Origin of the sequence: Variovorax pasteuri, assembly GCF_051216435.1 — a bacterium.
Taxonomy (GTDB): Bacteria; Pseudomonadota; Gammaproteobacteria; order Burkholderiales; family Burkholderiaceae_C; genus Variovorax.
This window is the reverse complement of record NZ_JBPJZS010000007.1, coordinates 299250-324329: the sequence shown is the minus strand read 5'-3', so window position 1 is coordinate 324329 and position 25080 is coordinate 299250. Positions and strand designations below refer to the sequence as shown.

Annotated in this window: 23 protein-coding genes; 12 read left to right on the top strand and 11 right to left on the bottom strand. The window is 67.0% G+C overall.

From position 1 onward, the window contains the following. Positions 1 to 9: 9 nt before the first annotated feature. From ACSFBM_RS24655 to ACSFBM_RS24645, 3 genes are all read right to left on the bottom strand, one after another. Complete coding sequence (locus ACSFBM_RS24655) at positions 10 to 957, bottom strand: hypothetical protein (protein WP_435486733.1); 948 nt, start codon at positions 955 to 957, stop codon at positions 10 to 12. Between the two features lie 243 nt (positions 958 to 1200). After that, positions 1201 to 2193 carry an asparaginase gene (locus ACSFBM_RS24650; RefSeq protein WP_435486732.1) on the bottom strand — a complete coding sequence of 331 codons (993 nt, stop codon included), beginning with the start codon at positions 2191 to 2193 and terminating at the stop codon, positions 1201 to 1203. Then, a complete protein-coding gene (locus ACSFBM_RS24645) occupies positions 2194 to 3513 on the bottom strand; it encodes an MFS transporter (RefSeq protein ID WP_435486731.1) in 1320 nt (439 codons plus the stop codon). It abuts the gene before it with no gap. A gap of 233 nt (positions 3514 to 3746) precedes the next feature. Between ACSFBM_RS24645 and ACSFBM_RS24640 the strand changes: the two genes are divergently transcribed. Together ACSFBM_RS24640 and ACSFBM_RS24635 are read left to right on the top strand one after the other, a co-directional pair. Further along, the gene (locus tag ACSFBM_RS24640) at positions 3747 to 4646 is read left to right on the top strand and encodes a LysR substrate-binding domain-containing protein (RefSeq protein WP_435486730.1); all 900 of its coding nucleotides are present in this window, start codon (positions 3747 to 3749) and stop codon (positions 4644 to 4646) included. 237 nt (positions 4647 to 4883) lie between these two features. Continuing rightward, complete coding sequence (locus tag ACSFBM_RS24635; protein WP_435486729.1) at positions 4884 to 6326, top strand: sensor histidine kinase; 1443 nt, start codon at positions 4884 to 4886, stop codon at positions 6324 to 6326. A 9-nt stretch (positions 6327 to 6335) separates the two neighbouring features. Here ACSFBM_RS24635 and ACSFBM_RS24630 read toward each other — a convergent pair whose 3' ends face one another. From ACSFBM_RS24630 to ACSFBM_RS24620, 3 genes are read right to left on the bottom strand one after another with little or no spacing between them, the layout of a single operon-like run. Then, entirely contained in the window at positions 6336 to 6581 is a 246-nt protein-coding gene (locus ACSFBM_RS24630; RefSeq protein WP_435486728.1) for a sporulation protein, read from the bottom strand. A 5-nt stretch (positions 6582 to 6586) separates the two neighbouring features. After that, positions 6587 to 7399 (bottom strand): biotin--[acetyl-CoA-carboxylase] ligase, encoded by an 813-nt coding sequence (locus ACSFBM_RS24625; protein WP_435486727.1) that lies wholly within the window; start codon positions 7397 to 7399, stop codon positions 6587 to 6589. A 2-nt stretch (positions 7400 to 7401) separates the two neighbouring features. Next, a complete protein-coding gene (locus ACSFBM_RS24620; protein WP_435486726.1) occupies positions 7402 to 8031 on the bottom strand; it encodes an SET domain-containing protein in 630 nt (209 codons plus the stop codon). A gap of 85 nt (positions 8032 to 8116) precedes the next feature. Here ACSFBM_RS24620 and ACSFBM_RS24615 point away from each other — a divergent pair, with 85 nt between their 5' ends. Next, the gene (locus ACSFBM_RS24615) at positions 8117 to 11074 is read left to right on the top strand and encodes a DNA topoisomerase III (RefSeq protein ID WP_435486725.1); all 2958 of its coding nucleotides are present in this window, start codon (positions 8117 to 8119) and stop codon (positions 11072 to 11074) included. Positions 11075 to 11079: 5 nt separating this feature from the next. Continuing rightward, positions 11080 to 12060: a tripartite tricarboxylate transporter substrate binding protein gene (locus ACSFBM_RS24610; protein WP_435486724.1), complete on the top strand. Its 981-nt coding sequence runs from the start codon at positions 11080 to 11082 to the stop codon at positions 12058 to 12060. A gap of 64 nt (positions 12061 to 12124) precedes the next feature. On the opposite strand, the gene ACSFBM_RS24605 is transcribed toward ACSFBM_RS24610, so the two are convergent. Further along, a complete protein-coding gene (locus ACSFBM_RS24605) occupies positions 12125 to 13051 on the bottom strand; it encodes a LysR substrate-binding domain-containing protein (RefSeq protein WP_435486723.1) in 927 nt (308 codons plus the stop codon). A 123-nt stretch (positions 13052 to 13174) separates the two neighbouring features. Here ACSFBM_RS24605 and ACSFBM_RS24600 point away from each other — a divergent pair, with 123 nt between their 5' ends. The 3 genes from ACSFBM_RS24600 (at position 13175) to ACSFBM_RS24590 (ending at position 15318) form a co-directional block, all read left to right on the top strand. Further along, positions 13175 to 14137, top strand: a complete 963-nt coding sequence (locus tag ACSFBM_RS24600; protein WP_435486722.1) for a tripartite tricarboxylate transporter substrate binding protein BugE — start codon at positions 13175 to 13177, stop codon at positions 14135 to 14137. A 13-nt stretch (positions 14138 to 14150) separates the two neighbouring features. Beyond that, positions 14151 to 15026: an N-formylglutamate amidohydrolase gene (locus ACSFBM_RS24595; protein ID WP_435486721.1), complete on the top strand. Its 876-nt coding sequence runs from the start codon at positions 14151 to 14153 to the stop codon at positions 15024 to 15026. Positions 15027 to 15138: 112 nt separating this feature from the next. Further along, entirely contained in the window at positions 15139 to 15318 is a 180-nt protein-coding gene (locus ACSFBM_RS24590) for a hypothetical protein (protein WP_435486720.1), read from the top strand. Positions 15319 to 15331: 13 nt separating this feature from the next. Here ACSFBM_RS24590 and ACSFBM_RS24585 read toward each other — a convergent pair whose 3' ends face one another. After that, positions 15332 to 15976, bottom strand: coding sequence for a TetR/AcrR family transcriptional regulator (locus ACSFBM_RS24585; RefSeq protein ID WP_435486719.1), 645 nt, complete (start codon positions 15974 to 15976; stop codon positions 15332 to 15334). A 148-nt stretch (positions 15977 to 16124) separates the two neighbouring features. On the opposite strand from ACSFBM_RS24585, the gene ACSFBM_RS24580 reads away from it, so the two are divergent. After that, entirely contained in the window at positions 16125 to 17768 is a 1644-nt protein-coding gene (locus tag ACSFBM_RS24580; protein WP_435486718.1) for an acyl-CoA dehydrogenase family protein, read from the top strand. Between the two features lie 25 nt (positions 17769 to 17793). Here the strand turns inward: ACSFBM_RS24580 and ACSFBM_RS24575 are convergent, their stop codons facing one another. Continuing rightward, positions 17794 to 18675 carry a gamma-glutamyl-gamma-aminobutyrate hydrolase family protein gene (locus tag ACSFBM_RS24575; RefSeq protein ID WP_435486717.1) on the bottom strand — a complete coding sequence of 294 codons (882 nt, stop codon included), beginning with the start codon at positions 18673 to 18675 and terminating at the stop codon, positions 17794 to 17796. Positions 18676 to 18815: 140 nt separating this feature from the next. Here ACSFBM_RS24575 and ACSFBM_RS24570 point away from each other — a divergent pair, with 140 nt between their 5' ends. After that, on the top strand, positions 18816 to 19871 hold the full coding sequence (locus ACSFBM_RS24570; protein ID WP_435486716.1) for a sugar phosphate isomerase/epimerase family protein: 1056 nt from the start codon (positions 18816 to 18818) through the stop codon (positions 19869 to 19871). A gap of 15 nt (positions 19872 to 19886) precedes the next feature. Here the strand turns inward: ACSFBM_RS24570 and ACSFBM_RS24565 are convergent, their stop codons facing one another. Continuing rightward, positions 19887 to 20972: a catalase family protein gene (locus ACSFBM_RS24565; RefSeq protein ID WP_435486715.1), complete on the bottom strand. Its 1086-nt coding sequence runs from the start codon at positions 20970 to 20972 to the stop codon at positions 19887 to 19889. A 492-nt stretch (positions 20973 to 21464) separates the two neighbouring features. Between ACSFBM_RS24565 and ACSFBM_RS24560 the strand changes: the two genes are divergently transcribed. From ACSFBM_RS24560 to dbpA, 3 genes are all read left to right on the top strand, one after another. Further along, complete coding sequence (locus ACSFBM_RS24560; protein ID WP_435486714.1) at positions 21465 to 21725, top strand: hypothetical protein; 261 nt, start codon at positions 21465 to 21467, stop codon at positions 21723 to 21725. Between the two features lie 58 nt (positions 21726 to 21783). Next, on the top strand, positions 21784 to 22053 hold the full coding sequence (gene infA / locus ACSFBM_RS24555; protein WP_013544282.1) for a translation initiation factor IF-1: 270 nt from the start codon (positions 21784 to 21786) through the stop codon (positions 22051 to 22053). Between the two features lie 85 nt (positions 22054 to 22138). Continuing rightward, a complete protein-coding gene (gene dbpA, locus ACSFBM_RS24550; protein ID WP_435486713.1) occupies positions 22139 to 23596 on the top strand; it encodes an ATP-dependent RNA helicase DbpA in 1458 nt (485 codons plus the stop codon). Here the strand turns inward: dbpA and ACSFBM_RS24545 are convergent. Further along, on the bottom strand, positions 23556 to 25046 hold the full coding sequence (locus ACSFBM_RS24545; protein ID WP_435486712.1) for an MATE family efflux transporter: 1491 nt from the start codon (positions 25044 to 25046) through the stop codon (positions 23556 to 23558). The two genes, dbpA and ACSFBM_RS24545, sit on opposite strands and share 41 nt — an antisense overlap. Positions 25047 to 25080 lie beyond the last annotated feature (34 nt).

Here is a 25080-nt window from a genome sequence, read left to right as displayed (position 1 = left end):
CGTTGCGCGTTACGGCTGCTTGCGCAGCGCCGCCGACAGGGTTGCGCCGGTGGTCGTCTTCACCATGAAGAAGATGCTGCGGAAATAGCCGTTGCTGTCGAAGTTGCCCGCGGGCAGCAGCACGATGGCGGCGGGCCCCGAATAGGGCAATACGGCCGTGAGCTTGCAGGCATCCTTGCCGTCGGCATTGGCATCGACCGCAGTGAACTTCAGGCCGTACATGTTCTTGGAGGTGCCGGGCTGCGCCTGTGCGAGCGTGCCCGAGATGCTGCAGTTGCCGACTTGCACGCCGGCCGTGGTGCCCGTGAAAGCGCCCGAGACGTCGACGTCGATCGACAGGCCCACGCCAAAATTGCGGTCCGGGTTGGCCCACTTGCCGACCACGCTGTCCTGCGTGACCGCCAACGCGTTTTCCTTGATGTAGTCCAGCGGACCGAATGCCGAGGGCTCGCGCGTTCCGTAGGCGTAGGTGCCGCTCATCGTCTTCCTGGGTGCGAAGGTGCCCGAGCCCGTGACGGGCGAGGCCTTGATGAAGTAGTAATTCGTGTCGGGGTTGAAGGACCAGCCGAGGCCGTCGACCTTGATCGATCCCCACATCGTGCCGATGTGATCCTTGCTGGCAATCGATCCGTCGGCGCCGACAAGGGCGACATCGAGCAGCGAGAGGTAGATGCCTTCGCTGTCGTTGCCGGTCTGCGCGGTCGATCCGGGCTGGGGTGCGTCCAACGACGGCATCGGCTCGCTGCCCGGCACCGGATCGCGGTTCGGCGCGGGCGCCGGCGCGGGGGGTGGCGCGGGCGCAGGTGCCGGGGCCGCCGCAGGCAAGACCGGCAGCATCGGCATGCCGCCGCCCTCACCGCCTCCGCCGCCCCCTCCACAGCCCGCAAGGCCCGCGACACACACGGACGCGACGATCCACAACGGCTGCACGCAGCCGTTCAATGACTTGTTCTTCATGACTCACTCCCTGATGCTTTTTTGAATTGCAGAAACTGCACGCCGAGACTACAGCCGGGCCCCGCAGGGACGCCGCTGCGCGGGCTCACCACCACACCACTAAGTCACGCCCGGCGGAGATTTCTTGCCTGCCTCTGCGAACGGGGCGACCCGCAGCGGAGGAGGCCCGGCGCGCCGCTGTGCCACCGCGGTCGACGACAGCCAGCCGACTCTCCGCCGGCGCATGCGGCAAGAAAACCCGCCTCAGCACTGCGCAGCATTGAGCTTCTGAAAGACCTCGCGAACGCTTGTTGCCCCGGCCTCCAGCACAAGCGTCAACAAGATCCTGGATTTCCTCGGGCAGAGAAATCCAGCCATCACCATCCCGTTGGCAGCAAGATCGATTTCTCCGCCCTTGTACCCATAGGTTTTCTCCGCTGTCGGTCCCGCGCCGGTCCTGGAGGACACGACGACCGGCATCTTCCTGGCCACCGCTGCAAGCGCATCGGCCCACTGCACGGACACGTGACCCGCTCCGAATGCCCCGATCACCAAGCCGTCGTAGCCGGAATTCCCGACGTGCTCGATCAAGTCGGTATCGGCGGAAAGAGTGGCCTCGATCAATGCGACCTTCCCTGTGACCCGGGCCGGCGCTGGAAATGTCAACCGTGCAACTGGCGGGCGGTGATAGCGAATGGCGTCTTCGATCAGCGCCCCGCACGCGCCAAAAATCGGGGACTCGAACGCCGCAACCGACAGGGTGTTGTTCTTGCGAATGCGTTTGGCCTCATGGACCTGATCGTTGAACGCGACCAGCACGCCCCGATGGCGACTTTCCCGCTCCAGGGCGACCAGCGCGGCCGTCCACAGATTGGCCGGGCCATCCGCTCCAGGCTGAGATGCGTTGCGCATCGCGCCTGTCAGAACCAGCGGCTTTTCGCTGTCCCACAGCAGGTCGAGGAAGAACGAGGACTCCTCCAGGGTGTCCGTTCCCTGCAGGATCACCACGCCGTCGGCGCCGCTGGCGACTTGCGTTTTTGCCCACTTCAGCACATCGAGCAGGATCGAGAAATCCAGCGACGCGCTGGGAAGAAGCTGGATGGTCTCGGCCCTGAAGCGCGCAACGCCTGCGAGCTGGGGAACCGTCAACAGCAACTCCTCCACCGAAAGGGTAGGCCTGACGCCGCTTTGCGCGGCCTGCGCCTGCATGCTGACAGTCCCGCCGATGGAGCCGATGGCGATGAGTGGAAGCGTCATTTATCTCGCTCCCTTTGGTCCGGCCATCACGCCCGGACGAACGACCAGCATGGCCAAGGCGCCCACCGCGGCTGCAACGGATGCCGCGACGAACATCGAGTCGTAGCCGTACTTCGCAACGAGCACGCCCGTCAGCGTGGGCGCGAGAACCACGCAGCTGTTGGCGAGGAAATGCGTGATGCCGCTGAAGGTGCCGACCCGGGACGACGGCACCGTGTCGATGACGACGGCCCAGAACACCGCGTTGGGCAGCGCATTCAGGGCATTGCCCAACGTCATCAATGCAATGACTGCCACCGCGCTGTCGGCCATCGAAATGGAGCCGAACACCAGCGCCGTGCAAACGAGCGACGCCGCGGCAAACCAGCTTCTCGCGATCTTGAGGCTGGACGTGCGCCGGTAGAGCCAATCCGAGAGCTTTCCACCCAGCAGGACGGTGAAGCATGCGCCCACCCAGGGAATCATGCCCAGGTACCACAGCGAAGAAAGGCTGTAGCCGAAGTGGTCCTGCAGGTATTTCGGCGTCCATGTCAGCAGCAGGAAATTGACATAGATGTATGCGCCGTAGCCCAGGGCATTGAAGACGAGCGTGCTGCTGCGGAAAAATTTCCACCAGGGCAGTTCCTTGCCCGAGACGGATGCGCCCGGCTGGTTCTCTTGCTGGCGGCCCGCACGGATCAATGCGAGTTCTTCAGCGCTCACCCGGGGATTTTCCTCGGGGCGGCTCGTGAAGACGCGCATGAAGAAAACGAGGAACAGAAGCCCGCTCACCCCCAGGACGATCAACATCACGCGCCAGCTTCCGGTGAAAACCAGCAGGCCGACGGCAATGGGCGCAGTGAGCAGGGCACCCAACGGGGTGGAAAGCAATCCGATGCTCACCACGAGGCCGCGCTCGCTTTGGGTCGCCCAATTGGAATTGGTCTTGTTGATGATCGAATACGCCGGCCCTTCGGCCAGTCCGAAAAGGATTCGAATGCACGCAAATCCCGCCAAGGCGGACCCACCAAAGAACATCAGGCCGATTTCGCCGGCAAAGGCCGTCGCCACCTCGAAGATCGACCAGGCCACCCCGGCAATGATCCATACCTTTCGCGGCCCGAGGCGGTCTGCCATTGCGCCCCCGAACAGGGCACCGAACATGTAGCCATAGCCGAAATAGCCCATGACGGCGCCCCAGGAGGCCTTGTCCAGGCCGTATTCCCTGATGATGTCTCCGGATGCATATGAAATTGCGCCCCGGTCAACATAGTTGATCAGTGCGAGAACAAACACCATGAAAAATATGGTGTATCTGTAATTTGGCGAACCTGCCTTCATTCCACCGGCCTCCATTTGAAAATCAAGATGAAAATGCCGCGCAATGCCTTCTTTTGGACGTCAATGCGGCCTTGAAAAGGCCGTTATTGTTTCGAACCCTTAATCACACGACAAAAATTAACTATTGCCGTCAATTAAAGGCGAAGAATCACTGAGCGCAGCTTGTGTGCGGATTCTAAAAACAGGAACCTGACCCACAATCCACATTTTGGTTTTTTCGATGTGCACACTTCATGAACAATCTGCCCACACCCGAAGATTTGAGGGTGTTTGTCGCCGTGGTTCGAAAAGGCGGCTTTTCTCTTGCGGCAAATGAAATGGGTACGTCGCCCGCCTACATCAGCAAGAGGATCCGCATCCTCGAGGAAATCTTGAATTGCAGGCTTTTTGCACGGACCACGCGCGTGGTGGCCATCACGCAGACAGGGGAGCGCGTCTATCGATGGGCCGAGAAAATACTGAACGACGTGAACCTCCTGTATGAGGAAATATCGGATCACAAACAGCAGCCTCGCGGCCCGATTCGCATCTGCAGCAGCTTCGGGTTTGGCCGAAATCACGTAGGGCCCGCAATTTCATCGCTGATGGACAGATATCCGCTTCTGAGCGTTCGGTTCGAAGTCTTCAGCCACCTTGTGGATCTGGCGGAGCAGGGCTTCGACCTCGACATCAGAATTGGCGACGAAATTTCTCCGCAACTTATTGCGAAGCGCCTTGGAAGCAATCACAGAATTCTCTGCGCCTCGCCGTCCTATCTGAAAAAATTTGGCGCGCCCGCTTCCCTTGCGGAATTGGAGCTCCATAAATGCCTGATCATCAAGGAGCGCGACCACCCATTCGGGATCTGGCGTCTTTGTGGTGCAGCCGGAGAAGAATGCGTCAAGGTCAAAGGAAAACTCTCGACGAATCACGGTGAGATAGCGGTTGCCTGGGCTATTGAAGGCCACGGCATCGTGCTGCGGTCGGTATGGGATTTGAATCCTCATATCGGCACCGGCCAGCTGATTCAGGTGCTTCCGGCCTATTCGCAGCCGGCCAATATCTGGGCCGTCTATTCCGAGCGCGCCGACAATTCCGCAAAAATATCCGCCGCGGTCGCATTTTTTTCGGACTATTTCTCGAAGTTCGAGTGAGGCTTCCCCCATCGAACTGCAGGCACCGGCGGTGCGAACACATTCGCGCCGCCCTTTGAGCGGATCACGAGAAATGCGGGCGCGGGCACCTGCGTGCGGTTCACCCTGGTACTTCTGCATTGCGGAAACTTCGCACCGAAGCTACAACCGGTCGCCCTCCTCAACGGCACGCAGCCCTTGCGGATCGGCACCTTCGTTCATGCGCGTCAGCGTTGTTTCGTCCAGCCAGGAAGCCCCTTGAAGCTCTTTCAGCGCGCCCAGCGTTCTCTTTTCGGCGAAATCCTCGACTGGATGCTCACCCCGCTGCTGCTGCTCGTGCCCGTGAGCATCGGCGTCACCTGGCTGGTGGCACAGGGCATCGCCAACGCACCGTTCGACCGCGCGCTCGAGCACAACGTCAAGGCGCTGGCCGAACTCGTGACGGTGAAGGACGGGCAGACGCAGTTCGTGCTCTCGCAGCCCGCGCGCGAGATCCTTCGCGCCGACAACGCCGGCCACGTGTACTACCAGCTGCTCGATGGTCATGACACGCTGCTCAGCGGCGATCGCGAACTTCCGATGCCCGGCCTGGACGAGCCGCTGCCGCCCGGCCAGGTCTTCCTGCACAACAGCGCCCTGCACGGCAAGGAGGTGCGCGTGGCCTCGCTGTGGATCGCCAGCGGCAGCGACGACGTGCCGCCCACGCTGCTGCAGCTGGCCGAGACGCGCGAGAAGCAGTCGGTGCTGGCGGCCGAGATCATCAAGGGCGTGCTGCTGCCGCAGTTCGCGATATTGCCGCTGGCGGTGCTGTTGATCTGGCTGGCGCTGGTGCGCGGCATCAAGCCGCTGTCGGTGGTGGAGGCGCGCATCCGCGAGCGGCGCCCCGGCGACCTGAGCCCGCTGGACGAATCGTCGGTGCCGCTGGAGGTGGTGCCGCTGGTGTCGTCGGTGAACGAGCTGCTCGACAAGCTCAACGACTCCATCGGCACGCAGAAGCGCTTTCTGGCCGACGCGGCGCACCAGCTGAAGACGCCGCTGGCGGGCCTGCGCATGCAGGCCGACCTGGCGCAGCGCGAAGGCGCCAATGCCGACGAACTGAAGCAGTCGCTCAAGCAGATCGGCCGCGCCAGCAAGCGCGCCACGCACACGGTGAACCAGCTGCTGTCGCTGGCGCGCGCCGAAGGCAACAGCGCCCACGCGCACCACCAGCCCTGCGACCTGGCGCGGCTCACCATCGAGGTGGTGCGCGAGGCCGTGCCGCGCGCGATCGAGAAGCGCATCGACCTGGGCTACGACGGCGCGGAGGCCGGTGCGCCCGGCGTGGTGTTCGACGGCAACGTCACGCTGCTGAAGGAGCTGGTGCGCAACCTGGTGGACAACGCGATCAACTACACGCCCTCGACGCCCGAGCGCCCCGGCCTAATCACCGTGCGCGTGCTGGCCGACCCCTTCGGCCATGTGCAGCTGCTGCAGGTGGAGGACAACGGCCCGGGCATCGCCGAGACCGACCGCGAGCTGGTGTTCGAGCCGTTCTACCGCGTGCTCGGCAACGAGGCCGACGGCTCGGGGCTGGGGTTGCCGATCGTGCGGGAAATTGCCAACCAGCACCATGCGCGGGTGAAGCTGGAGGATGCGCATCCGGGCAAGCATCCGCCGGGGGCGCTGTTCACGGTGCGCTTCGAGGGCGAAGCGGCGCCTTGAGCCACGGCGTCAGGGCGAGGGCGCCGGGGCTGGCGCCGATGCGGGCGCGGGTGTCGATGCGGGCACGGCTGCGGCCGGCTTGACGTCCTTGCGGATCTGCAGCCACTCGGGGTGGATCTGGCGCGCAACACGCTGCGGCTCGCGTTCGTAGAGGCTCGCGGGCGCCAGGCCGAAGCCGGCGAGATCGCCGCGCGTCCACAGGAAGTAGCCGGCGTTGGCCAGCAGCAAGACGACGAGCAGTGCGCGCAGCTTCATGCCGGTCAGAAGGCCATGCCGCGAGGGCGCACGCTCACTTCGTCGCTGGAGATCAGCTGCAGGCCGGCGTCGGTGCGCACCTGCAGCTCACCGCCCCAGGCCACGCCTTCGCACAGGCCGGCGGTGCCGTCGCTGAGCACCACCTCGCGCCCGCGCAGCACGTCGCGCGCGGCAAAACGTTCGGCGAAGGGGGCGAAGCCGCGGGCCTCGAACTCGCGCACGCTGCGCACCAGCGGCTCGGCCAGTTCGCCCAGCACTTCGGGTGCGCTGGCGTGGGGACGCCACTGGCGCAGCCAGGCCGGCGGCGTGCGCATGCCGTCGGCGTCGCGCGCGCCGATGTTGATGCCGATGCCGATCACCACGTAGCGCTGCGCACCGGGTCTGCCGGCGTGCGGCATTGCGGTTTCGATGAGGATGCCGACCAGCTTGCGGTCGTTCACCCAGATGTCGTTGGGCCACTTGAGGCCGATCCTGTGCTCGCCCGACGGGTCGAGGCTTTCGGCCACGCTGACGCCGACGGCGAGCGACAGGCCCGACCAGTCGGCCGGTGCGAGAGGCAGGCCAAGCGAGAACAGGAGCGACGTCTGCTCCCGGCTCTGTTGCTCGCTCTGCCACGCGCGGCCAAGGCGGCCGCGGCCCGCGGTCTGGTGCTCGGCCACCAGCAGCACCGGCTCGACGCGGCCGGCGCGCGCGCGGCGCATGAGCTCGGTGTTGGTGGAATCGATCTCGGCCACGGCCTCGACCGCGAACCCGGGCAGCAGCGGCGCCACCGCAGCGGCGATCCGGTCCTCGTGCCAGGCAGCCGTGGTGTTGCCCATGCTCAGTCCTTGTCGGACTTGTCCTTCTTGGACTTCTTTTGCTCGTCCTTTTTCTCAGCCTTCTTGTCGGCTTTCTTGTCGGCTTTCTTGGCTTCCTTCTTCTCGGCCTTCTTCTTTTCAGCCTTCTTCTTGGCTTTCTTCTTCTTTTTCTTTTCTTCGTCCTCATCCTTGGGTGTCAAGAGCGTGCCGCGGCACTGCTCCGAGCCGCACCAGCAAGGAAACTCCGACAGCAGCTTGGGCGTGTACGGCTCGTCGATGATCAGGCCGTAGTCGTAATTGAGCTCTTCGCCTGCAGCGATGTTGCGCAGCGCCTTGATATAAACGCGCCCATCGACTTCGTCGGCCTCGCAGTTCGGTTCGCACGAGTGGTTGATCCAGCGTGCGTCGTTGCCCTTGACGTTGCCGTCGATCACACGTCCGTCATCGATGTGGAAGTAGAACGTGTGGTTCGGCTGGGCGGGGTCGTGCGGATGCCGACGCAGCGCCTCCTTCCAGTTGATGACTTCGCCCTTGTATTCGATCAGCGTTTCGCCTTCGGCCAGGTCCTGCACGGCGAAGACGCCGTTGCCGTGGACATCGGAGCGGCGCATCTGAATTCGGCGGCCGCCGGAAATGGGGGTTTTGGAAGGCATTGCCGAAGTCTGTTAGTTTGAATGTGCACACATGCGCGTGTACGCGTGCGCACGCGGGAAGCCGCACAGTATAGAGAGCCCTTAGATGACAAAGACGTTGGTAATCGCAGAAAAGCCGTCGGTGGCACAGGACATCGTCCGTGCCCTCACGCCGGTGGCCGGCAAATTCGACAAACATGACGAGCATTTCGAGAACGACAGCTACGTCGTGACCAGCGCCGTCGGTCACCTGGTCGAAATCCAGGCGCCCGAGGAGTTCGACGTGAAGCGGGGCAAGTGGAGCTTTGCCAACCTCCCCGTGATTCCGCCGCACTTCGACCTCAAGCCGGTCGACAAGACGAAGACGCGCCTGAACGCGGTGGTCAAGCAGGCCAAGCGCAAGGACGTGACGCAGCTGATCAACGCCTGCGACGCGGGCCGCGAGGGCGAGCTGATCTTCCGCCTGATCGAGCAGTACGCCGGCGGCAAGACCGGGCTGAACAAGCCGGTCAAGCGCCTGTGGCTGCAGTCGATGACGCCGCAGGCCATCCGCGAGGGCTTCGATGCGCTTCGCACCGAAAAGCAGATGCAGGGCCTGGCCGACGCCGCGCGCTCGCGCTCCGAGGCCGACTGGCTGGTGGGCATCAACGGCACGCGCGCCATGACCGCGTTCAATTCGCGCGACGGCGGCTTCTTCCTCACGACCGTGGGCCGCGTGCAGACGCCGACCTTGTCCGTCGTCGTGGAGCGCGAGGAGCAGATCCGCAAGTTCGTCTCGCGCAACTATTGGGAAGTGCACGGCAGCTTCGCCGCGGAGGCCGGCGCGTATCCCGGCAAGTGGTTCAACCCCGACTGGAAGAAGGCCAACGCGCCGCTGCAGGCCAACGGCGAGCCCGACCCCGAGCAGCGCGCGGACCGCGTGTGGAACGAGCAGGAAGCGCTGGCCATCGCCAACGCCGCGCGCGGCAAGCCCGCCACGGTCACCGAAGAAAGCAAGCCCACCACGCAGGCCTCGCCGGGGCTGTTCGACCTGACCTCGCTGCAGCGCGAGGCCAACGGCCGCTTCGGCTTCAGCGCCAAGACCACGCTCGCGCTGGCGCAGAGCCTGTACGAACGCCACAAGGCGCTGACCTACCCGCGTACCGATTCGCGCGCGCTGCCGGAAGACTATCTGCCGGTGGTCAAGGACACCATGGCCATGCTCGCCGACAGCGGCATGAAGCACCTGGCGCCGTTCGCCAAGCAGGCGGTCGACGGCAACTACGTCAAGCCCAACAAGCGCATCTTCGACAACGCCAAGGTGTCGGATCACTTTGCCATCATCCCGACCCTGCAGGCCCCCAGCGGCCTGAGCGACGCCGAGCAGAAGCTCTACGACTTCGTGGTGCGCCGCTTCATGTCGGTGTTCTTCCCGAGTGCCGAGCACCAGGTGACCACGCGCATCAGCACGGTGGAGCAGGGCGGCAAGAAGTACCCGTTCCGCACCGACGGCAAGGTGCTGGTCAAGCCGGGCTGGCTCGCGATCTACGGCAAGGAAGCCCAGGACGACGAGAAGGAAGACGACAAGGACGGCAAGCGCCTCGTGCCGGTGAAGCCGGGCGAGATCGTGCAGACCGAATCGGCCGACATCAAGGGCCTGAAGACACGCCCACCCGCGCGCTATTCCGAAGCCACGCTGCTCGGCGCCATGGAAGGCGCGGGCAAGACCATCGACGACGACGAACTGCGCGAAGCCATGCAGGAGAAGGGCCTGGGCACGCCCGCCACGCGCGCGGCCACCATCGAAGGACTGATCGCCGAGAAATACATGCTGCGCGAAGGCCGCGAGCTCATTCCCACGGCCAAGGCGTTCCAGCTCATGACGCTGCTGCGCGGCCTGGGCGTGGAAGAGCTCTCCAAGGCCGAGCTCACGGGCGAGTGGGAATACAAGCTCGCGCAGATGGAGAAGGGCGCGCTCAGCCGCGACGCCTTCATGCGCGAGATCGCCGCGATGACCGAGCACATCGTGAAGAAGGCCAAGGAGTACGACCGCGACACCGTGCCGGGCGACTACTCGACGCTGCAGACGCCGTGCCCCAACTGCGGCGGCGTGGTGAAGGAAAACTACCGCCGCTATGCCTGCACCGGCAAGAGCGGCACGGGCGAGGACGCCTGCGGCTTCTCGTTCGGCAAGTCGCCGGCCGGGCGCACCTTCGAGGTGGCCGAGGCCGAGGCGCTGCTGCGCGACAAGCACATCGGCCCGATCGACGGCTTCCGCTCCAAGGCCGGCTGGCCCTTCACCTCCGAGATCGTCATCAAGTACGACGAGGAAGCAAAGAACTGGAAGCTGGAGTTCGACTTCGGCGACGACAAGAACGCCGACACGGGCGAGATCGTCGACTTCAGCGAGCAGGACACCGTGGGCCCGTGCCCGGTGTGCGGCGCGCCGGTGTTCGAGCACGGCAGCAACTATGTGTGCGAAAAGTCGGTGCCCACCAACGCGCAGCCCACGCCGAGCTGCACCTTCAAGACCGGCAAGATCATCCTGCAGCAGCCGGTGGAGCGAGCGCAGATGGAAAAGCTGCTCGCCACCGGCAAGACCGACCTGCTCGACAAGTTCGTGAGCATGCGCACGCGCCGTGCCTTCAAGGCCTTCCTGACGTGGAACGCCGAAGAGGGCAAGGTGACCTTCGAGTTCGCGCCGCGCGAGGGCGGCAGCAAATTCCCGCCGCGCAAGACCTTCGGCAAGCCGGCGGCCAAGACCGCGGCCGCCAAGAAGGTGGCCGCGAAGAAGACGCCCGCGGCCAAGAAGGCACCGGCCGCGAAGAAGGCTGCGGCACCCCGCAAGCCGGGCGCGGGCCTCAAGCCCAGCGACTCGCTGGCCGCGGTGATCGGCGCCGATCCGGTGGCGCGCACCGAGGTCATCAAGAAGCTGTGGGACTACATCAAGGCCAACGGCCTGCAGGACGCGACCAACAAGCGCGCGATCAATGCCGACGCCAAGTTGAAGCCGGTGTTCGGCAAGGACCAGGTGACGATGTTCGAACTCGCGGGCATCGTGGGCAAGCACCTCTCGGCGCTGTGAGCCGCATGCAGCGCCGTCACTTCGCCACCCTGGCCGCGGCCGCGATGCTGCTGGCCGCCACGGGCGCGGCGCAGGCCGCCGCCTGGCCCGACAGGCCGATCAAGCTCGTGGTGCCCTTCCCGCCGGGGCAGGCCACCGACATCTTCGCCCGCGCGGTGGCCGAGCAGCTCGGCAAGCGGTTGGGCCAGCCGGTGATCATCGACAACAAGGCCGGCGCCGGCAGCAACATCGGCACCGAGTTCGTGGTGCGTTCCGCGCCCGACGGCTACACGCTGGTGGTGGCGGGCAGCGCGATGGCGGTGAACCAGACGCTCTACGCCAAGCCGGGCTTCGACCCCAGAAAGGACCTGGTCGGCATCTCGCTGGTCGCCAAGGTGCCGCTGGTGTTCCTGGCCACGCCGGAGAGCGGCATCCGCACGCTGGCCGACCTGACCGCGCGCGCCAAGGCCGAGCCCGGGCGCCTGAGCTACGCGAGCGCCGGCATCGGTGGCACGCAGCACCTGTCGGGCGAGATGTACAAGGCGGCGGCGCATGTGTTCATCACGCACATTCCCTACCGCGGCAGCGGGCCGGCGCAGTCGGACTTCCTGGGCAACCAGGTGCCGCTGATGATCGATTCGGTGACGGCCGCGCTGCCGCACATCAAGTCGGGCAAGGCGGTGGCGCTGGCCGTGACCTCGGCCACGCGCTCCTCGCAGCTGCCCGAGGTGCCCGCGGTGCGCGAGACCGGCGTGCCGGGCACCGCGAATTTCGAGGCCGTGGGCTGGCTCGGCCTGATGGCGCCGCGCGGCACGCCGGCGGACATCGTCGAGCGCCTGAACCACGAGGTGACCGACATCCTGAAGGGCGAGCAGATGGCGCGCTTCATCCGCGAGCGCGGCTCCGAGCCCGCCCCCACGACGCCGGCCGAGTTCGACCGCTTCGTGGCGAGCGAGATCGGGGTCTGGGGTGCGGCGGTGAAGGCCTCGGGCGCCAAGCCCGAGTAACCACGACAAGGGCAGGGCGCGGGCCCCTTGCCGCGTCCTGCCGCACCTTGCCGCTGTCACGCCGTCACGCCGGCGCGGCGGTCAACGCGTCCTTGCCCCGGTCGACCTCGGCCAGCAGCCAGCTGCGGAAATGGTCGAGCGTGGCCAGCTGGCCCCGCCCTTCGGGGTAGCAGAACCAGTAGCCCTGGCCGCCGCGGTAGCCGCCGCCGGGCAGCGGCTCGTCCACCAGCCCCGAGGCGATCTCGTCCTGCACCAGGCAGCGCGGCACCAGCGCCACGCCCATGCCCACCATCACGGCGCGGATCATGGTCTGGAACTGGTCGAACTGCGGGCCGGCAAGCGGGTCGAGCCCGCGCACGCCGTGCGCCTCGCTCCATTGCAGCCACGACTGCGGCACCGTCACGTGGCGCAGCAGCGTGCAGCGCGCCACGTCCTGCGGCGAGCGGATGACCACCTCGGCCTGCGCCGCGCGCGGCGCGATCAGCGCCACGTCCTGTCCCGCGAGGTAGTGGGAGCGGGCGCCGGGCCAGTGGCCGTCGCCGAAAAGAATGGCGCAGTCGAGCTCGGGCCGCTCGAAGTCGTAGCCGTGCACGAAGGGCACGAAATGCAGCGTGATCTGCGGGTGCAGGCGCTGGAAATCGGGCAGCCGCGGAATCAGCCACTTCGCGCCGAAGGTGGGCAGGGTCGACAGGTGCAGCGCGCCACCGCCGTCGCCGCTGGTGATGAGCTCCAGCGTGGCCGCCTCCAGCTGCGCGAGCGTGGCGCGCACCGCCTTCTCGTAGCGCTCGCCGGCGGGCGTGAGGGCCAGGCGCTTGCGGCTGCGCTCGAACAGCGGCGCGCCGATCCAGCGCTCGAGCTCCTGCACCTGCTTGCTGACGGCGCCCTGCGTGAGGTGCAGCGCCTCGGCCGCGCGCGAGACGCCGCCGAAGCGCACCACGGTCGAAAAGGCGCGCAGCAGATTCAGGGGAGGGTTGAGACGGCGCAGCGACATGGCAAGGACCTTGAAGGATCGCGATTAAAACATTCCGAATCGGAATATTAGCGGGTATATCCTTTGCTTCAAGTGAGGTGGCAAATCGCTTCTTCACTCTCAATGCACATTGGAATACACCCCATGCAACGTCGTCATTTCATTTCCACGCTGGCTGCCGCTTCTATCCTTCCAGGAATATCCTTTGCCCAAGGCAAGCCGATCCGCCTGGTCGTGCCCTTCCCGCCCGGCGGCGCCACCGACATCACGGCCCGCGTGCTCGGCGAGCCCATTGCCAAGATCCTGCAGCAGCCCGTGGTCATCGACAACCGCGCCGGCGCCGGCGGCTCCATCGGCATGGCAGAGCTGGCCCGCGCCACGCCGGACGGCCTGACCTTCGGCATTGCCACGCTGTCCACGCACGGCGTGAACCCGGCCGTGTACCAGAAGCTGCCGTACGACCCGATCAAGGGCTTTACCGCCGTGACCGAGATCGTCAAGGCGCCGGGCGTGATCGTCATCAACCCCGCCAAGCTGCCGGTGGCCAACTTCGCCGAACTGGTGAAGTACCTGAAGGCCAACCCGGGCAAGGTGTCGTACGCCTCGCCGGGCAACGGCACCATCGGCCACATGTGGGGCGAGCTGTTCAAGAGCAGCACGGGAACCTCGATGGTGCACATCCCCTACCGCGGTGCGGGCCCGGCCATCAACGACGTGCTCGCGGGCGAAGTGCCGGTGTACTTCGACCAGGTGGCCTCGTCGCTGCCGCACGTGAAGTCGGGCAAGCTGAAGGCGCTGGCCGTCTCATGGACCGGCCGCCTCGACGTGCTGCCCGACGTGCCGACCTACGGCGAGCTCGGCTACCCGGCGAACAACGACCCGTCGTGGTTCGGCATGATCGCGCCCGCCGGCACGCCGGCCGACCTGGTGCTGCGCATGCAGCAGGCCGTGGCCACCGCGCTGAAGGACGCCTCGGTGCGCGAGCGCCTCGCGCTGCAGGGCCTGTACGCCTCGGGCACCACGCCGGCCCAGTTCACCAAGCAGATCGCCAGCGAGATCGACAAGATGAAGAAGGTGGCCGAATTCGCGCGCGTCCGATTGGACTGAGCCGCACCTGCCTATGCATCCAGTCCTGAAACTGATTCAAAACCGCGCCCAGGTGACCAGCGTCGCCGGGCACACGCCGCTGGTGCTGGACTCCCCGCACAGCGGCACCGTCTACCCCGAGGACTTCGGCACGGTGCGCGAACTCGCGACGCTGCGCCGGGCCGAGGACACGCACGTGGAGAAGCTCTACGCCTTCGCGCCCGAACTGGGCGCGGCCTGGGTGGAGGCGCACTTTCCGCGCAGCTACCTCGACGCCAACCGCGACACGACCGAGATCGACACCACGATGCTCGACGGCGAATGGACCGACCCGGTCTCCACCGACCCGCGCGTGCTGTCGAAGGTGCGCCTGGGCAAGGGCCTGATCTGGAAGCTCACCGACGAGGGCCTGCCGATCTACGACCGGCAGTTGCCGGTCGACGAGGTGCGCCGTCGCATCGACAGCTGCTGGCGCCCATACCACGCGGCCGTGGCGCAGGCGGTGGACGAGGCGCATGCGCGCCACGGCTACGCCATCCACATCAACTGCCACTCGATGCCGGCCATCGCGGCCAGCCACGCGACCGACTTTCCGGGGCTGGCGCATGCCGACTTCGTGATCGGCGACCGCGACGGCAGCACGGCCGACCCGGCGCTGTCGCGCAAGATCTGCGAGCACCTGCGCGGCATGGGCTACAGCGTGGACTACAACCACCCCTACAAGGGCGTGGAACTGGTGCGCCGCAACGGCAACCCGGCGGCGAACCGGCACAGCATCCAGGTGGAGATCAACCGCAAGCTCTACATGGACGAGGCCACGCTGGCGCTGGACGAAGCCGGCGCGGCGCGGCTGCAGGCGCACCTGCAGTCGATGGTCGAGATGCTGCTGGCCACGGACCCGCGGCGATGAAGCCGGCCCTGTCACAACAACCCTGCCGCTGGCGGGCTTGTTGTGAAGGGCGGGCCGCCGCGCGGCCTATAGTGAACCGGCAGTGTCCATCCCCTCTCTCTTGGAGTTTCCAGTGAAGCCATTCATTTCAGCCGTGTTCGTGATCGCCATGGGCGCGCTGGTGTCGGGCTGCGCGGGCACGGGATCGGCCGGCAGCGGCGCGAACGCATCGGGCGCGACCGGCGGCAGCGGCATCACGGTGTTCGGCACCATCGACGCCGGCGTGAGCAACACGACGAACAAGTCGCGCTGACAAGCCCGGCCGCTCAGGCCACGCCGGCCAGGTAGCCGTGCAACGCGCCACGCAGCTGCCGTGACAGCGCCTGCAGGTCGGGCCGCCCGCCGGTGCCGATGTACGTGTGCGCCACCAGGCCGTAGAGGAGGGTCTGGCACACGCGGGCCATCTCCTTCTTCTCGATGCCTTTCCTGCAGCCGTCGGCCGCCAGGTCGCAGGCGGCGTCGAGCGCGCCCACCCACTCGCCCACGAAGCGGTCGTACATCTTTCGGTAGGCCTCGGGGCTGGAGAGATGGCGCTCCAGCAGATAGTGCGCACCCCAGGCCAGCGGCTGCTCGCGGTGGGCGTCGAGCTGCGCATCGATCACCGCGTCCACGATGTCGCGCAGCGGCCGGCCCGCATGCGAGGCGACCGCCGCGCGCATGCCCAGCAGCAGCGCCTTGGAGCGCAGGTGCAGGCAGACGCGCGCCAGGTCATCCTTGTTCTCGAAGTACTCGTAGAAGCTGCCAAGCCCCGTGCCGGCCACGGCCGCGATCTCGCGGATGGTGACTGCCGCGTAGCCCTTCTCGACCCAAAGCCGAACAAAGGCCTCCTGCAGCGCCTGCGAGGTGTGGCGCGCGCGGGACTGGCGCGGCTTTCTCCTCGGGGCGGCGGCCGCGGCGCGAGGGCTTGTCATGCGCGCCGAACCCGAACACCCTGCGGGCGTGTTGTTCCTAGAATTTTCGAACCCATCGAACGGATTCTGCAGTGGCCTTGCGCGAAAGGGCGCCGCCTGAACCTTTCCGGAGCTTCTTCTCCGATACAGCCGACACAAGGAGACACCCATGACCACCGCCACCGGCATCCACCTCGACAACCAGGTTCCCGAACTCAAGGACTACAACGTCTACACCAGCGACCCCGCGCTGCGCGGCGCGGTGGCGCGCGGTGGCGCCGAATGGCGCGACGCCGAACTGGTGCGCCAGGGCGCGGAGTACGGCGCCGAAGCCACGCTGCGCGCCGCCGAGAAAGCCAACCGCCACGAGCCCGAGCTGCACACGCACTCGCGCATCGGCGAGCGCATCGACCAGGTGGAGTTCCACCCCGCCTGGCACACCATGATGACCATCGCGCGGCGCAACGGCATCGCCAACCTGCCGTTCTTCGACGAGCGGCCTTCGGCCTGGGTGGGCTACGGCGCGTCGCTGTACATGCACAGCCAGATCGAGTCGGGCTCGACCTGCCCGACCACCATGACCAAGGCCTGCATCCCGGTGATGCGGCGCAACGCGGCGCTGTACGCGGCCGTGCGCGACAAGCTTGCCTCCAACGAACACGACCCGCGCGACATCCCGCTCGAGGGCAAGGCCTCGATGACCGTCGGCATGGGCATGACCGAGAAGCAGGGCGGCAGCGACGTGCGCAGCAACACCACGCGCGCCGTGCCGGCCGGCAGCGGCCCATGGGGCGAGGAATTCCTCATCACCGGCCACAAGTGGTTCTTCTCGGCGCCGATGTGCGACGGCCACCTGGTGCTGGCCAGGACCGACGAGCACGGCGCCTCGTGCTTCTTCGTGCCGCGCTGGCGGCCCGACGGCAGCAGGAACCCCGTTCACATCCAGCGCCTGAAGGACAAGGTGGGCAACCGCTCCAACGCCAGCAGCGAGGTGGAGTTCAAGGAGGCCTGGGGCGTGCGGGTGGGCGACGAGGGCCGCGGCATCCCGACCATCATCGAGATGGCGACCGTCACCCGGCTCGATTGCGCGCTGTCCAGCGCCGGCTTCATGCGCCAGGCCTTCGCGCAGGCGCTGCACTACACGCGCAACCGCTACGCCTTCGGCAAGGCGCTGGTCGACCAGCCGGTGATGACCGAGCTGCTGGGCGACATGGCGCTGGAGTCCGAAGGCGCCACGCTGCTGGCGATGGGCCTGGCCTCGCGCTTCGGCTCCGCAGCGCCGATCGACACGGCCTGGCGCCGCCTGCTCACGCCCGCGGCCAAGTTCTGGAACTGCAAGCGCGCGGTGGCACTCACCGGCGAAGCCATGGAAGTGTTCGGCGGCAACGGCTACGTGGAAGACGCGCCGATGGGCCGCCTGTTCCGCGAGGCGCCGGTCAACTCGATCTGGGAAGGCTCGGGCAACGTGATGTGCCTCGATGTGCTGCGCGCCGTCTCGCGCAATCCCGACGACGTGCACCTGGTGCTCGACCAGCTGCAGGGCATTGCGGCCGGCGAGCCGCGCCTGCTGGCCGAACTGCAGGCCGTGCGCCGGATGGTGCAGCTGCCGCCGCAGGACCTGGAGCGCCAGGCCCGCCGCTTCACGCAGCGGCTGGTGCTCTCGACGCAGGCCTGCCTGATGCTGGAACACGCGAGCGCGCAGGCCTCGGCCGGGTTCGTGTCCAGCCGCTTCGACCCCGACTGGGGCGCGGTGACGGGCATCAGCGCCGGCACCAGCGACCCGGGCGCGCTGGTGCGCGCCGCCTGGCACTGAGACGGCGAAGTGCGAAGCGGCGCTGTCAGCGCCTGAGCAACGCGCGCTGCAGCATCCGCGCCGCGCGGTCGCGGATCTTGCCGGTGTTGGAGCGAAGCGACGAGCGCGGCGCGACCTTGGCGGTGGCGCAGGCCCACAGGAAGTCGTGCAGGATGGGCGTGTCGTCGACCGTCTCGTTGCTGCCGTACTTGTGGAACTCGGGGTGCCACTGGGTGGCGGCGATGTAGCTGCGGCCCCGGTCCGGCCGGCGGCGGATGGCCTCGGGCACGCGGTCGGGCAGGCTCCAGGCCTCGATGTCGAAGCCGGGCGCGATGTCCTTCACCCCCTGGTGGTGGATGCTGTTGACGCGCGCCGTCTTTATGTCGGGAAACAGCTTGGACAGGCGCGTGCCCTCCACCACCTCGATCTGGTGGAAGTTCTGGTCGTAGGTCACCGGGTCGCGGTGGCGCAGCCCGCCGTCGTGCTGCGCCTCGATGTCCTGGTAGAGCGTGCCGCCGAAGGCCACATTGATGAGCTGCAGCCCGCGGCACACGCCGAAGATGGGCTTGCCGGCCTGCTCGAAGGCCTCCACCAGCGCCAGGTCGTAGAGGTCGCGGATCTGGTCGCCGATCCACGCATCCTTGAGCGGCACTTCGCCGTAGCTGCCGGGCCACACGTCGGCGCCGCCGTGCATCACCACGCCGTCGAGCCACTCGGCGTAGTGCGACAGCTTGGTGTCGCCGCGCGCGGTCTCGCCGGTGGGGCAGGGCACCATCACCACCATGGCGCCGGCGGACATGAGCCAGTGCGCGATCGATTGCTCGACGTACTGCAGCGTCTTGTTGGTGAAGAGCGAGCGGGCCGGGTCGGCGTGCGAGAAGCAGGCGGACAGGCCGATCTTGAGCCGGGCGGAAACAGGTTGTGTCATCGCGGGACTGTCGACGGTGCGAACCGGACGAGGGGTGCGAAAAGGAAAATCCATTGTGGCTCGTTGGCCTCTCGCACGGGGTCGGACGACACGCCAAGTATGCTTTCAACGCCGCCCCAACGCATAAGGAAGACAAGCCGATGAAAACCATCCAGGGCCCCGCCATTTTTCTGGCCCAGTTCGCCGGAGACACCGCCCCGTTCAACACGCTCGACGGCATTGCCAGATGGGCGGCCGGCCTCGGCTACAAGGGTGTGCAGATTCCCAGTTGGGACGCACGCCTGTTCGACCTGAAGAAAGCCGCGCAGAGCCAGACCTACTGCGACGAGGTGACGGGCACGCTCGCCGCGCACGGGCTGCAGATCACCGAGCTCTCGACCCATCTGCAGGGCCAGCTGGTGGCGGTGCACCCGGCCTACGACGCGGGCTTCGACGGCTTCGCGGCGCCCGAGGTGCGCGGCGACCCGGTGCGGCGTCAGCAGTGGGCGGTGGAGCAGTTGCACTTCGCGGCGAAGGCTTCCGCCAACCTCGGCCTCAAGGCGCATGCGACCTTCTCGGGTGCGCTGGCCTGGCCGTACCTGTACTCGTGGCCGCCGCGTCCGCCAGGGCTCATCGAAGAGGCCTTCGACGAACTGGCGCGCCGCTGGCGTCCGATCCTCGACGCATTCGACGCCGCGGGCGTGGACGTGGGGTACGAAATTCACCCCGGCGAAGACCTCCACGACGGCGTGAGCTACGAGATGTTCCTGGAGCGCGTGAACAACCACCCGCGCGCCTGCCTGCTGTACGACCCGAGCCATTTCCTGCTGCAGCAGCTCGACTACCTGGCCTACATCGACCACTACCACGAGCGCATCAAGATCTTTCATGTGAAGGACGCCGAGTTCAACCCCAGCGGCAAGCAGGGCGTGTACGGCGGCTTCCAGAGCTGGATCAACCGCGCCGGGCGATTCCGCTCGCTGGGCGACGGGCAGGTGAACTTCAAGGCCATCTTCTCGAAGATGGCGCAGTACGACTTTCCGGGCTGGGCGGTGCTGGAGTGGGAGTGCTGCATCAAGCACCCGGAAGACGGGGCGCGCGAAGGCGCCACGTTCATCGCCGATCACATCATCCGCGTGGCGGACCGGGCGTTCGACGACTTCGCGGCGGGTGGCGTCGATGTGGCGGCGAACCAGCGGATGCTGGGCATCGGCTGAAGCGGCTGCCAGACCTCAGCGGCGCATCGGGCAACCGTTGCGCTCGCTTCGGAAGCTGGAAGACGCCGCATACGCCACCTTGCGCGCGCGCATCACGTTGCCCAGCGGGCGATGTGCGGCCAGCGCGTGCCAGGGGTTGAAGGCCATGCCGTCATCGAACTCGCGCGCCAGCGCCTCGCTCCAGACTTCCTGCGGATCGGCGGTGATGCGCGCGACCGCGATGAACGGGCTGAGCTCTTGCGACCACTCGACCGAGGCGTCTTCGATGGGCATGCGCTCGAGGTCCACGCACAGCTGCGCGCGCAGTTCCCACACCGCCGGCTGCTGGCGCATGAAGTCCGCGACGGCCTCGCGCGTGCCGTCGGGCTTGTCAGTCAGGTCGATGGGCGCGTTCTCCAGCGCCTGCAGCGCGGGCGACACCGGCGCCAGCTGCAGCTTGGCGATGTAGTTGCCGTAGCGCATCGGCACCTGCGTGAAGAAGGTGGCGCCGAGCGGATGCGTCTCCGGGTGGCCGCCCATGGCGATGAGCGTGCCGCTCTTGCCACCGACCGCCTCGACCGCTTTCTCCACGCCCTGCAGAACGCTGGACAGCACACGCTTGGCGTTGGGCGCCTTGTCGGTGGTGCTGGCGATCAGCTTCAGGCTGCGCAGGAAGCCCTTGGCGTCTGGCGCGGCGAAGACCGGGCCGTCGACGAAGAGAAAGTCCTGCGTGCTCTGGTCTTCGGAGCCCTCGACGCGCGCGCCCTCCACGTCGAGCACCTTCACGGCCATGCCGCGCGGCAGCGAGACGCGGTCGTCGAGCACTTCCGCCGGCGGCGTCGACAGCCGCATCACCACCGGGAAGCGGCGCGCCGCAGCGAAGAGGCCCTGTGCCAGCGGCTCGGGCAAGCCGTCGAGCACGCGCAACTCGCCGCGCAGCAGGCCGTGGCTCTTGGCGTGCACGGCACGCATGGCATGGCCCGTGTGGTCGGCCATGGTCTTCTCCATGTCGACGAGGGTGGCGACAAGGTCCGTCTGCGTCTGGGCCTCGTCGTCGCGGAAGGTCTCCACGGCGGGGTCGTAGCGAACGGGGGCGGTGGAGAGCGTCGTGGTCGTGTTCATGGCGCGATTGAGCGCACCGGTGCTGCGGGCGGCTGTAGGAGCGCTTCGGCAAAGCGTGCGCTCGAACGCCTGCGCGGCGGCGCGCAGGGCGCACATGGCCTGCTCCTCCACTGAGCGCTATACTTTTAATAGCTAGCAGCGCCTGATCAACGGCCCTTCGGGGCCTTTTTCACGGGACCGTTGTAATTAAGACAAGCAGCCGTCACGCCCCGCAAGCTATAATGTCGGGTTCGTTTCGATACCACGACGAAGAATTTCGTCAATACCGCCGGCTGACCTGCATCGTCCCTTGGATCTTCAGGCCTCTCATTCCCAAGCCGGCTTGCACAGTGTGTTGGAGCGCCAGACCGGGCGCCCATGATTGCCACCACTGCCTTCGTTCATGTTGAAGCGAATAGCGCGTCCGCCGCGCCGTTCTGGCAGGCCCACGCCCGTTTTCAATCATTTTTCAGGCATTTCGCGCTCCACATCTGCGCGCTGTGCCAAGGCTTCATGGACATCATTCAACACAGTATCGCGGTGGGCAAGTACCTTGTTTCCCCGCTCATTCGACACCAGGACGACGGCAACTACGCCGCTTCCGTCTCGATCCGCTCAGGCCACGGCAGCGGCATGCACGACCGCGTGATGCGCTTCACGCCGCGCTTTGCCAGCCACGCCGCCGCCGTCGGCTACGCCGTCGACCAAGGCCTGGGCTGGGTGCGCGAACGCGCCCCGCGCAATGCCCCGCTCGCGCTGACCTGCGCAGGCTGAAACAATCACGCCCAATTCCATTTCCAACACACATCGAACGATTCAGAGGTAATCACCCATGCCCAAGGAAGAACTGATCGAAATGAACGGCGCAGTGACCGAAGTGCTGCCCGATTCGCGCTACCGCGTCACGCTGGACAACGGCCATCAACTGATCGCCTACAGCGGCGGCAAGATGCGCAAGCACCACATCCGCATCCTGGCGGGCGACAAGGTGTCGCTCGAGCTCTCGCCCTACGACCTGACCAAGGGCCGTATCACCTTCCGTCACCTGGAACGTCGCGGCCCGCCGCCGACCTCCGGCGGCAACAACTCTCCCCGCCGCTGATCCGCGACGCACGAAAGGCCTTGCGGCGCCCCGCGAAGGGCGCCGGCAAGGCTTTTTGTCTTTCATGGACCACGGCTGCTGAACGATGACCACACCCACTCCCACAGCCGGCGGCCCGCAAGCCCAGGCCCCTGCCGACCACGGCTTCGCCGCGCTGGCGCTCTCGCCCCAGATGCTGGCCAACCTCACGCAGCTCGGCTACACGCAGATGACGCCGATCCAGGCCGCCAGCCTGCCGCCGGCGCTGCTCGGCAAGGACCTGATCGCCCAGGCCAAGACCGGCAGCGGCAAGACCGCCGCCTTCGCCCTGGCGCTGCTCTCCAACCTGAACCCGCGCCGCTTCGCCGTGCAGGCGATGGTGCTGTGCCCCACGCGCGAACTGGCCGACCAGGTCACGACCGAAATCCGCCGCCTGGCGCGCGCGGAAGAGAACATCAAGGTCGTCACGCTGTGCGGCGGCGTCGCGCTGCGCGGGCAGATCGCCAGCCTGGAGCGCGGCGCCCACATCGTGGTCGGCACGCCCGGGCGGCTGATGGACCACCTGGAGCGCGGCAACCTCAACCTGTCGGCGCTCAACACGCTGGTGCTCGACGAAGCCGACCGCATGCTGGACATGGGCTTCTTCGAAGACATCGTGAAGGTGGCGCGCCAGTGCCCCAAGGAACGCCAGACGCTGCTGTTCTCGGCCACCTACCCCGAAGGCATCGCCAAGCTCGCGCAGCAGTTCATGAAGAACCCCGAGCAGATCACGGTGCAGGCGCAGCATGAAGGCAGCAAGATCCGCCAGCGCTGGTACCAGGTCAAAGACAGCGAACGGCTGCACACCGTGAGCCTGCTGCTCGACCATTTCCGCCCCGTCAGCACGCTGGCCTTCTGCAACACCAAGCAGCAGTGCCGCGACCTGGTCGAGGTGCTGCAGGCGCAGGGCTTCAGCGCGCTGGCGCTGTTCGGCGAGCTGGAGCAGCGCGAGCGCGACCAGGTGCTGGTGCAGTTCTCCAACCGCAGCTGCTCCGTGCTGGTGGCCACCGACGTGGCCGCGCGCGGCCTGGACATCTCGCAGCTCGAAGCGGTGATCAACGTCGACGTGACGCCCGACTCCGAAATCCACATCCACCGCGTCGGGCGCACCGGCCGCGTGGGCCAGCAGGGCGGCTCGGAAGGCCTGGCGCTCAATCTGGCCAGCATGAACGAGATGGGCCACGTCGGAAAGATCGAGCAGCTGCAGGGCCGCGAATCGGAGTGGCACGACCTGGCCGAGCTCACGCCGGGCAAGGGCGAGCCGATGAAGCCGCCCATGGCGACGCTGCAGATCGTGGGCGGGCGCAAGGAAAAGATCCGCGCCGGCGACGTGCTGGGCGCGCTCACGGGCGACTGCGGCTACGCCAAGGACCAGGTCGGCAAGATCAACGTCAACGAGTTCTCGACCTATGTGGCGGTCGACCGCGCCATCGCCGAGGAAGCCGTGCGCAAGCTCTCGAGCGGGCGCGTGAAGGGCAAGTCGGTCAGGGTTCGGCTGCTGACGCTGCAGGACCTGGGCGAGTAAGCCCCCCAGGCTGCGGCGTGGCGAGCGCCGCAGCCTCGCCGTGCGCCGAGGTCGGCGCCACCGGCGCGTCGAGCACCGGCACAGGCGCCGAATCGGGCGCTTGCTGCCGCGCCAGCTTCGCGGCCAGCCGGAACGCCACCACCACGGCGAACAGCCCGAACAGTGACGAGCCCACCGCCTGCCCGACCAGCACGCCGGCCGCGCCGTGGTGCGAGCCCCACCAGGCGAACGGAATCGTCCCCATCGTGGCGCGCCCCCAGTTGAACGCGGTCGACAGCAGCGGATGCCCCAGGTTGTTGAACGACGCATTCGCCACGAACAGCCCGCCCGCGAAGAAGAAACTCGGCGCCAGCCAGCTGCAGAACAGCGAGATCAGCTCCGCCGCCAGGCCTTCGGCCGAGAACGCGCGAATCAAAACGCCCTGGCCCAGCGCCAGCACCAGCCACGCCGCGGCCACCGACGCCACCATGAACAGCAGGCTGTCGCGCAAGCCCTCCTGCACGCGCCGGTACTGCCCCGCGCCCAGGTTCTGCGCCAGGATCGGCCCGACCGCGCCGCTCAACGCATAGACCAGCCCGAAAGCCACCGGCGTGAGCCGGTCGATGGTGGCCGCGCCCGCCACCGCCGAGGGCCCGAACTGCGCCACCGCGTGCGTGACGAAGGCCGCGCCCACCGGCGTGGCCAGGTTGGTCAGCACCGCGGGCCCGGCCACCGTGCCGAGCGCGCGCGCATCGCCGCCCAGGCGCGACGCGTCGAAGCGCCCGAGCATGCGGTGCGTGACCATCACGCCGTGCAGCCCGATGGCCGCCAGCACCAGGCGCGAGACCACCGCGCTGATGGCCGCGCCGTCGAGCCCCAAGCCGAAGCCGAAGATCAATATCGGGTCGAGCACCGCCGTCACGAAGGCCGCCGCGAGCGTCACCGTCATCGAGCGGCGCGCGTCGCCGACCGAACGCAGCAGCGCCGAGCAGGCCATGCCGATGCCCAGCAGCGGCAGCGTGTGCACCGTCACCGAGAGGTAGCGCTGCGCCAGCCGCGCGGTCTCGCCCTGGGCCCCCAGCGCCTGCAGGGCCGGGTGCAGGAAGAAGGCCGTGCCCGAGCCCACCACCACCGACAGCACCGCCATCAGCACCAGGCTCGACGTGCCGATACGCCGCGCATCGGCCGGGCGGCCCGCACCCACCGTGCGCGACACCACCGCCGCGATGCCGATGGTCAGCCCGATGCACAGCGACGTATGAAAGAAGCCCACCACGCCCGCGAAGCCGACGGCGGCGGCCGTCTCCTTCTCGCCGAGCAGCGAGATGTAGAACAGGTTGATCAGGTCGACCGCGAACACCGCGATCAGGCCGATGGCGCCGGTGCCCGCCATGACGCAGACGTGGCGCAGCAGCGACCCCGAAACGAAGCGCGGCCCCTCGACACCGCCGGCTGTTTCGGTTATTGGCATGTGAAATCCTTGAATGTGGCCTAATTGCGCCTCG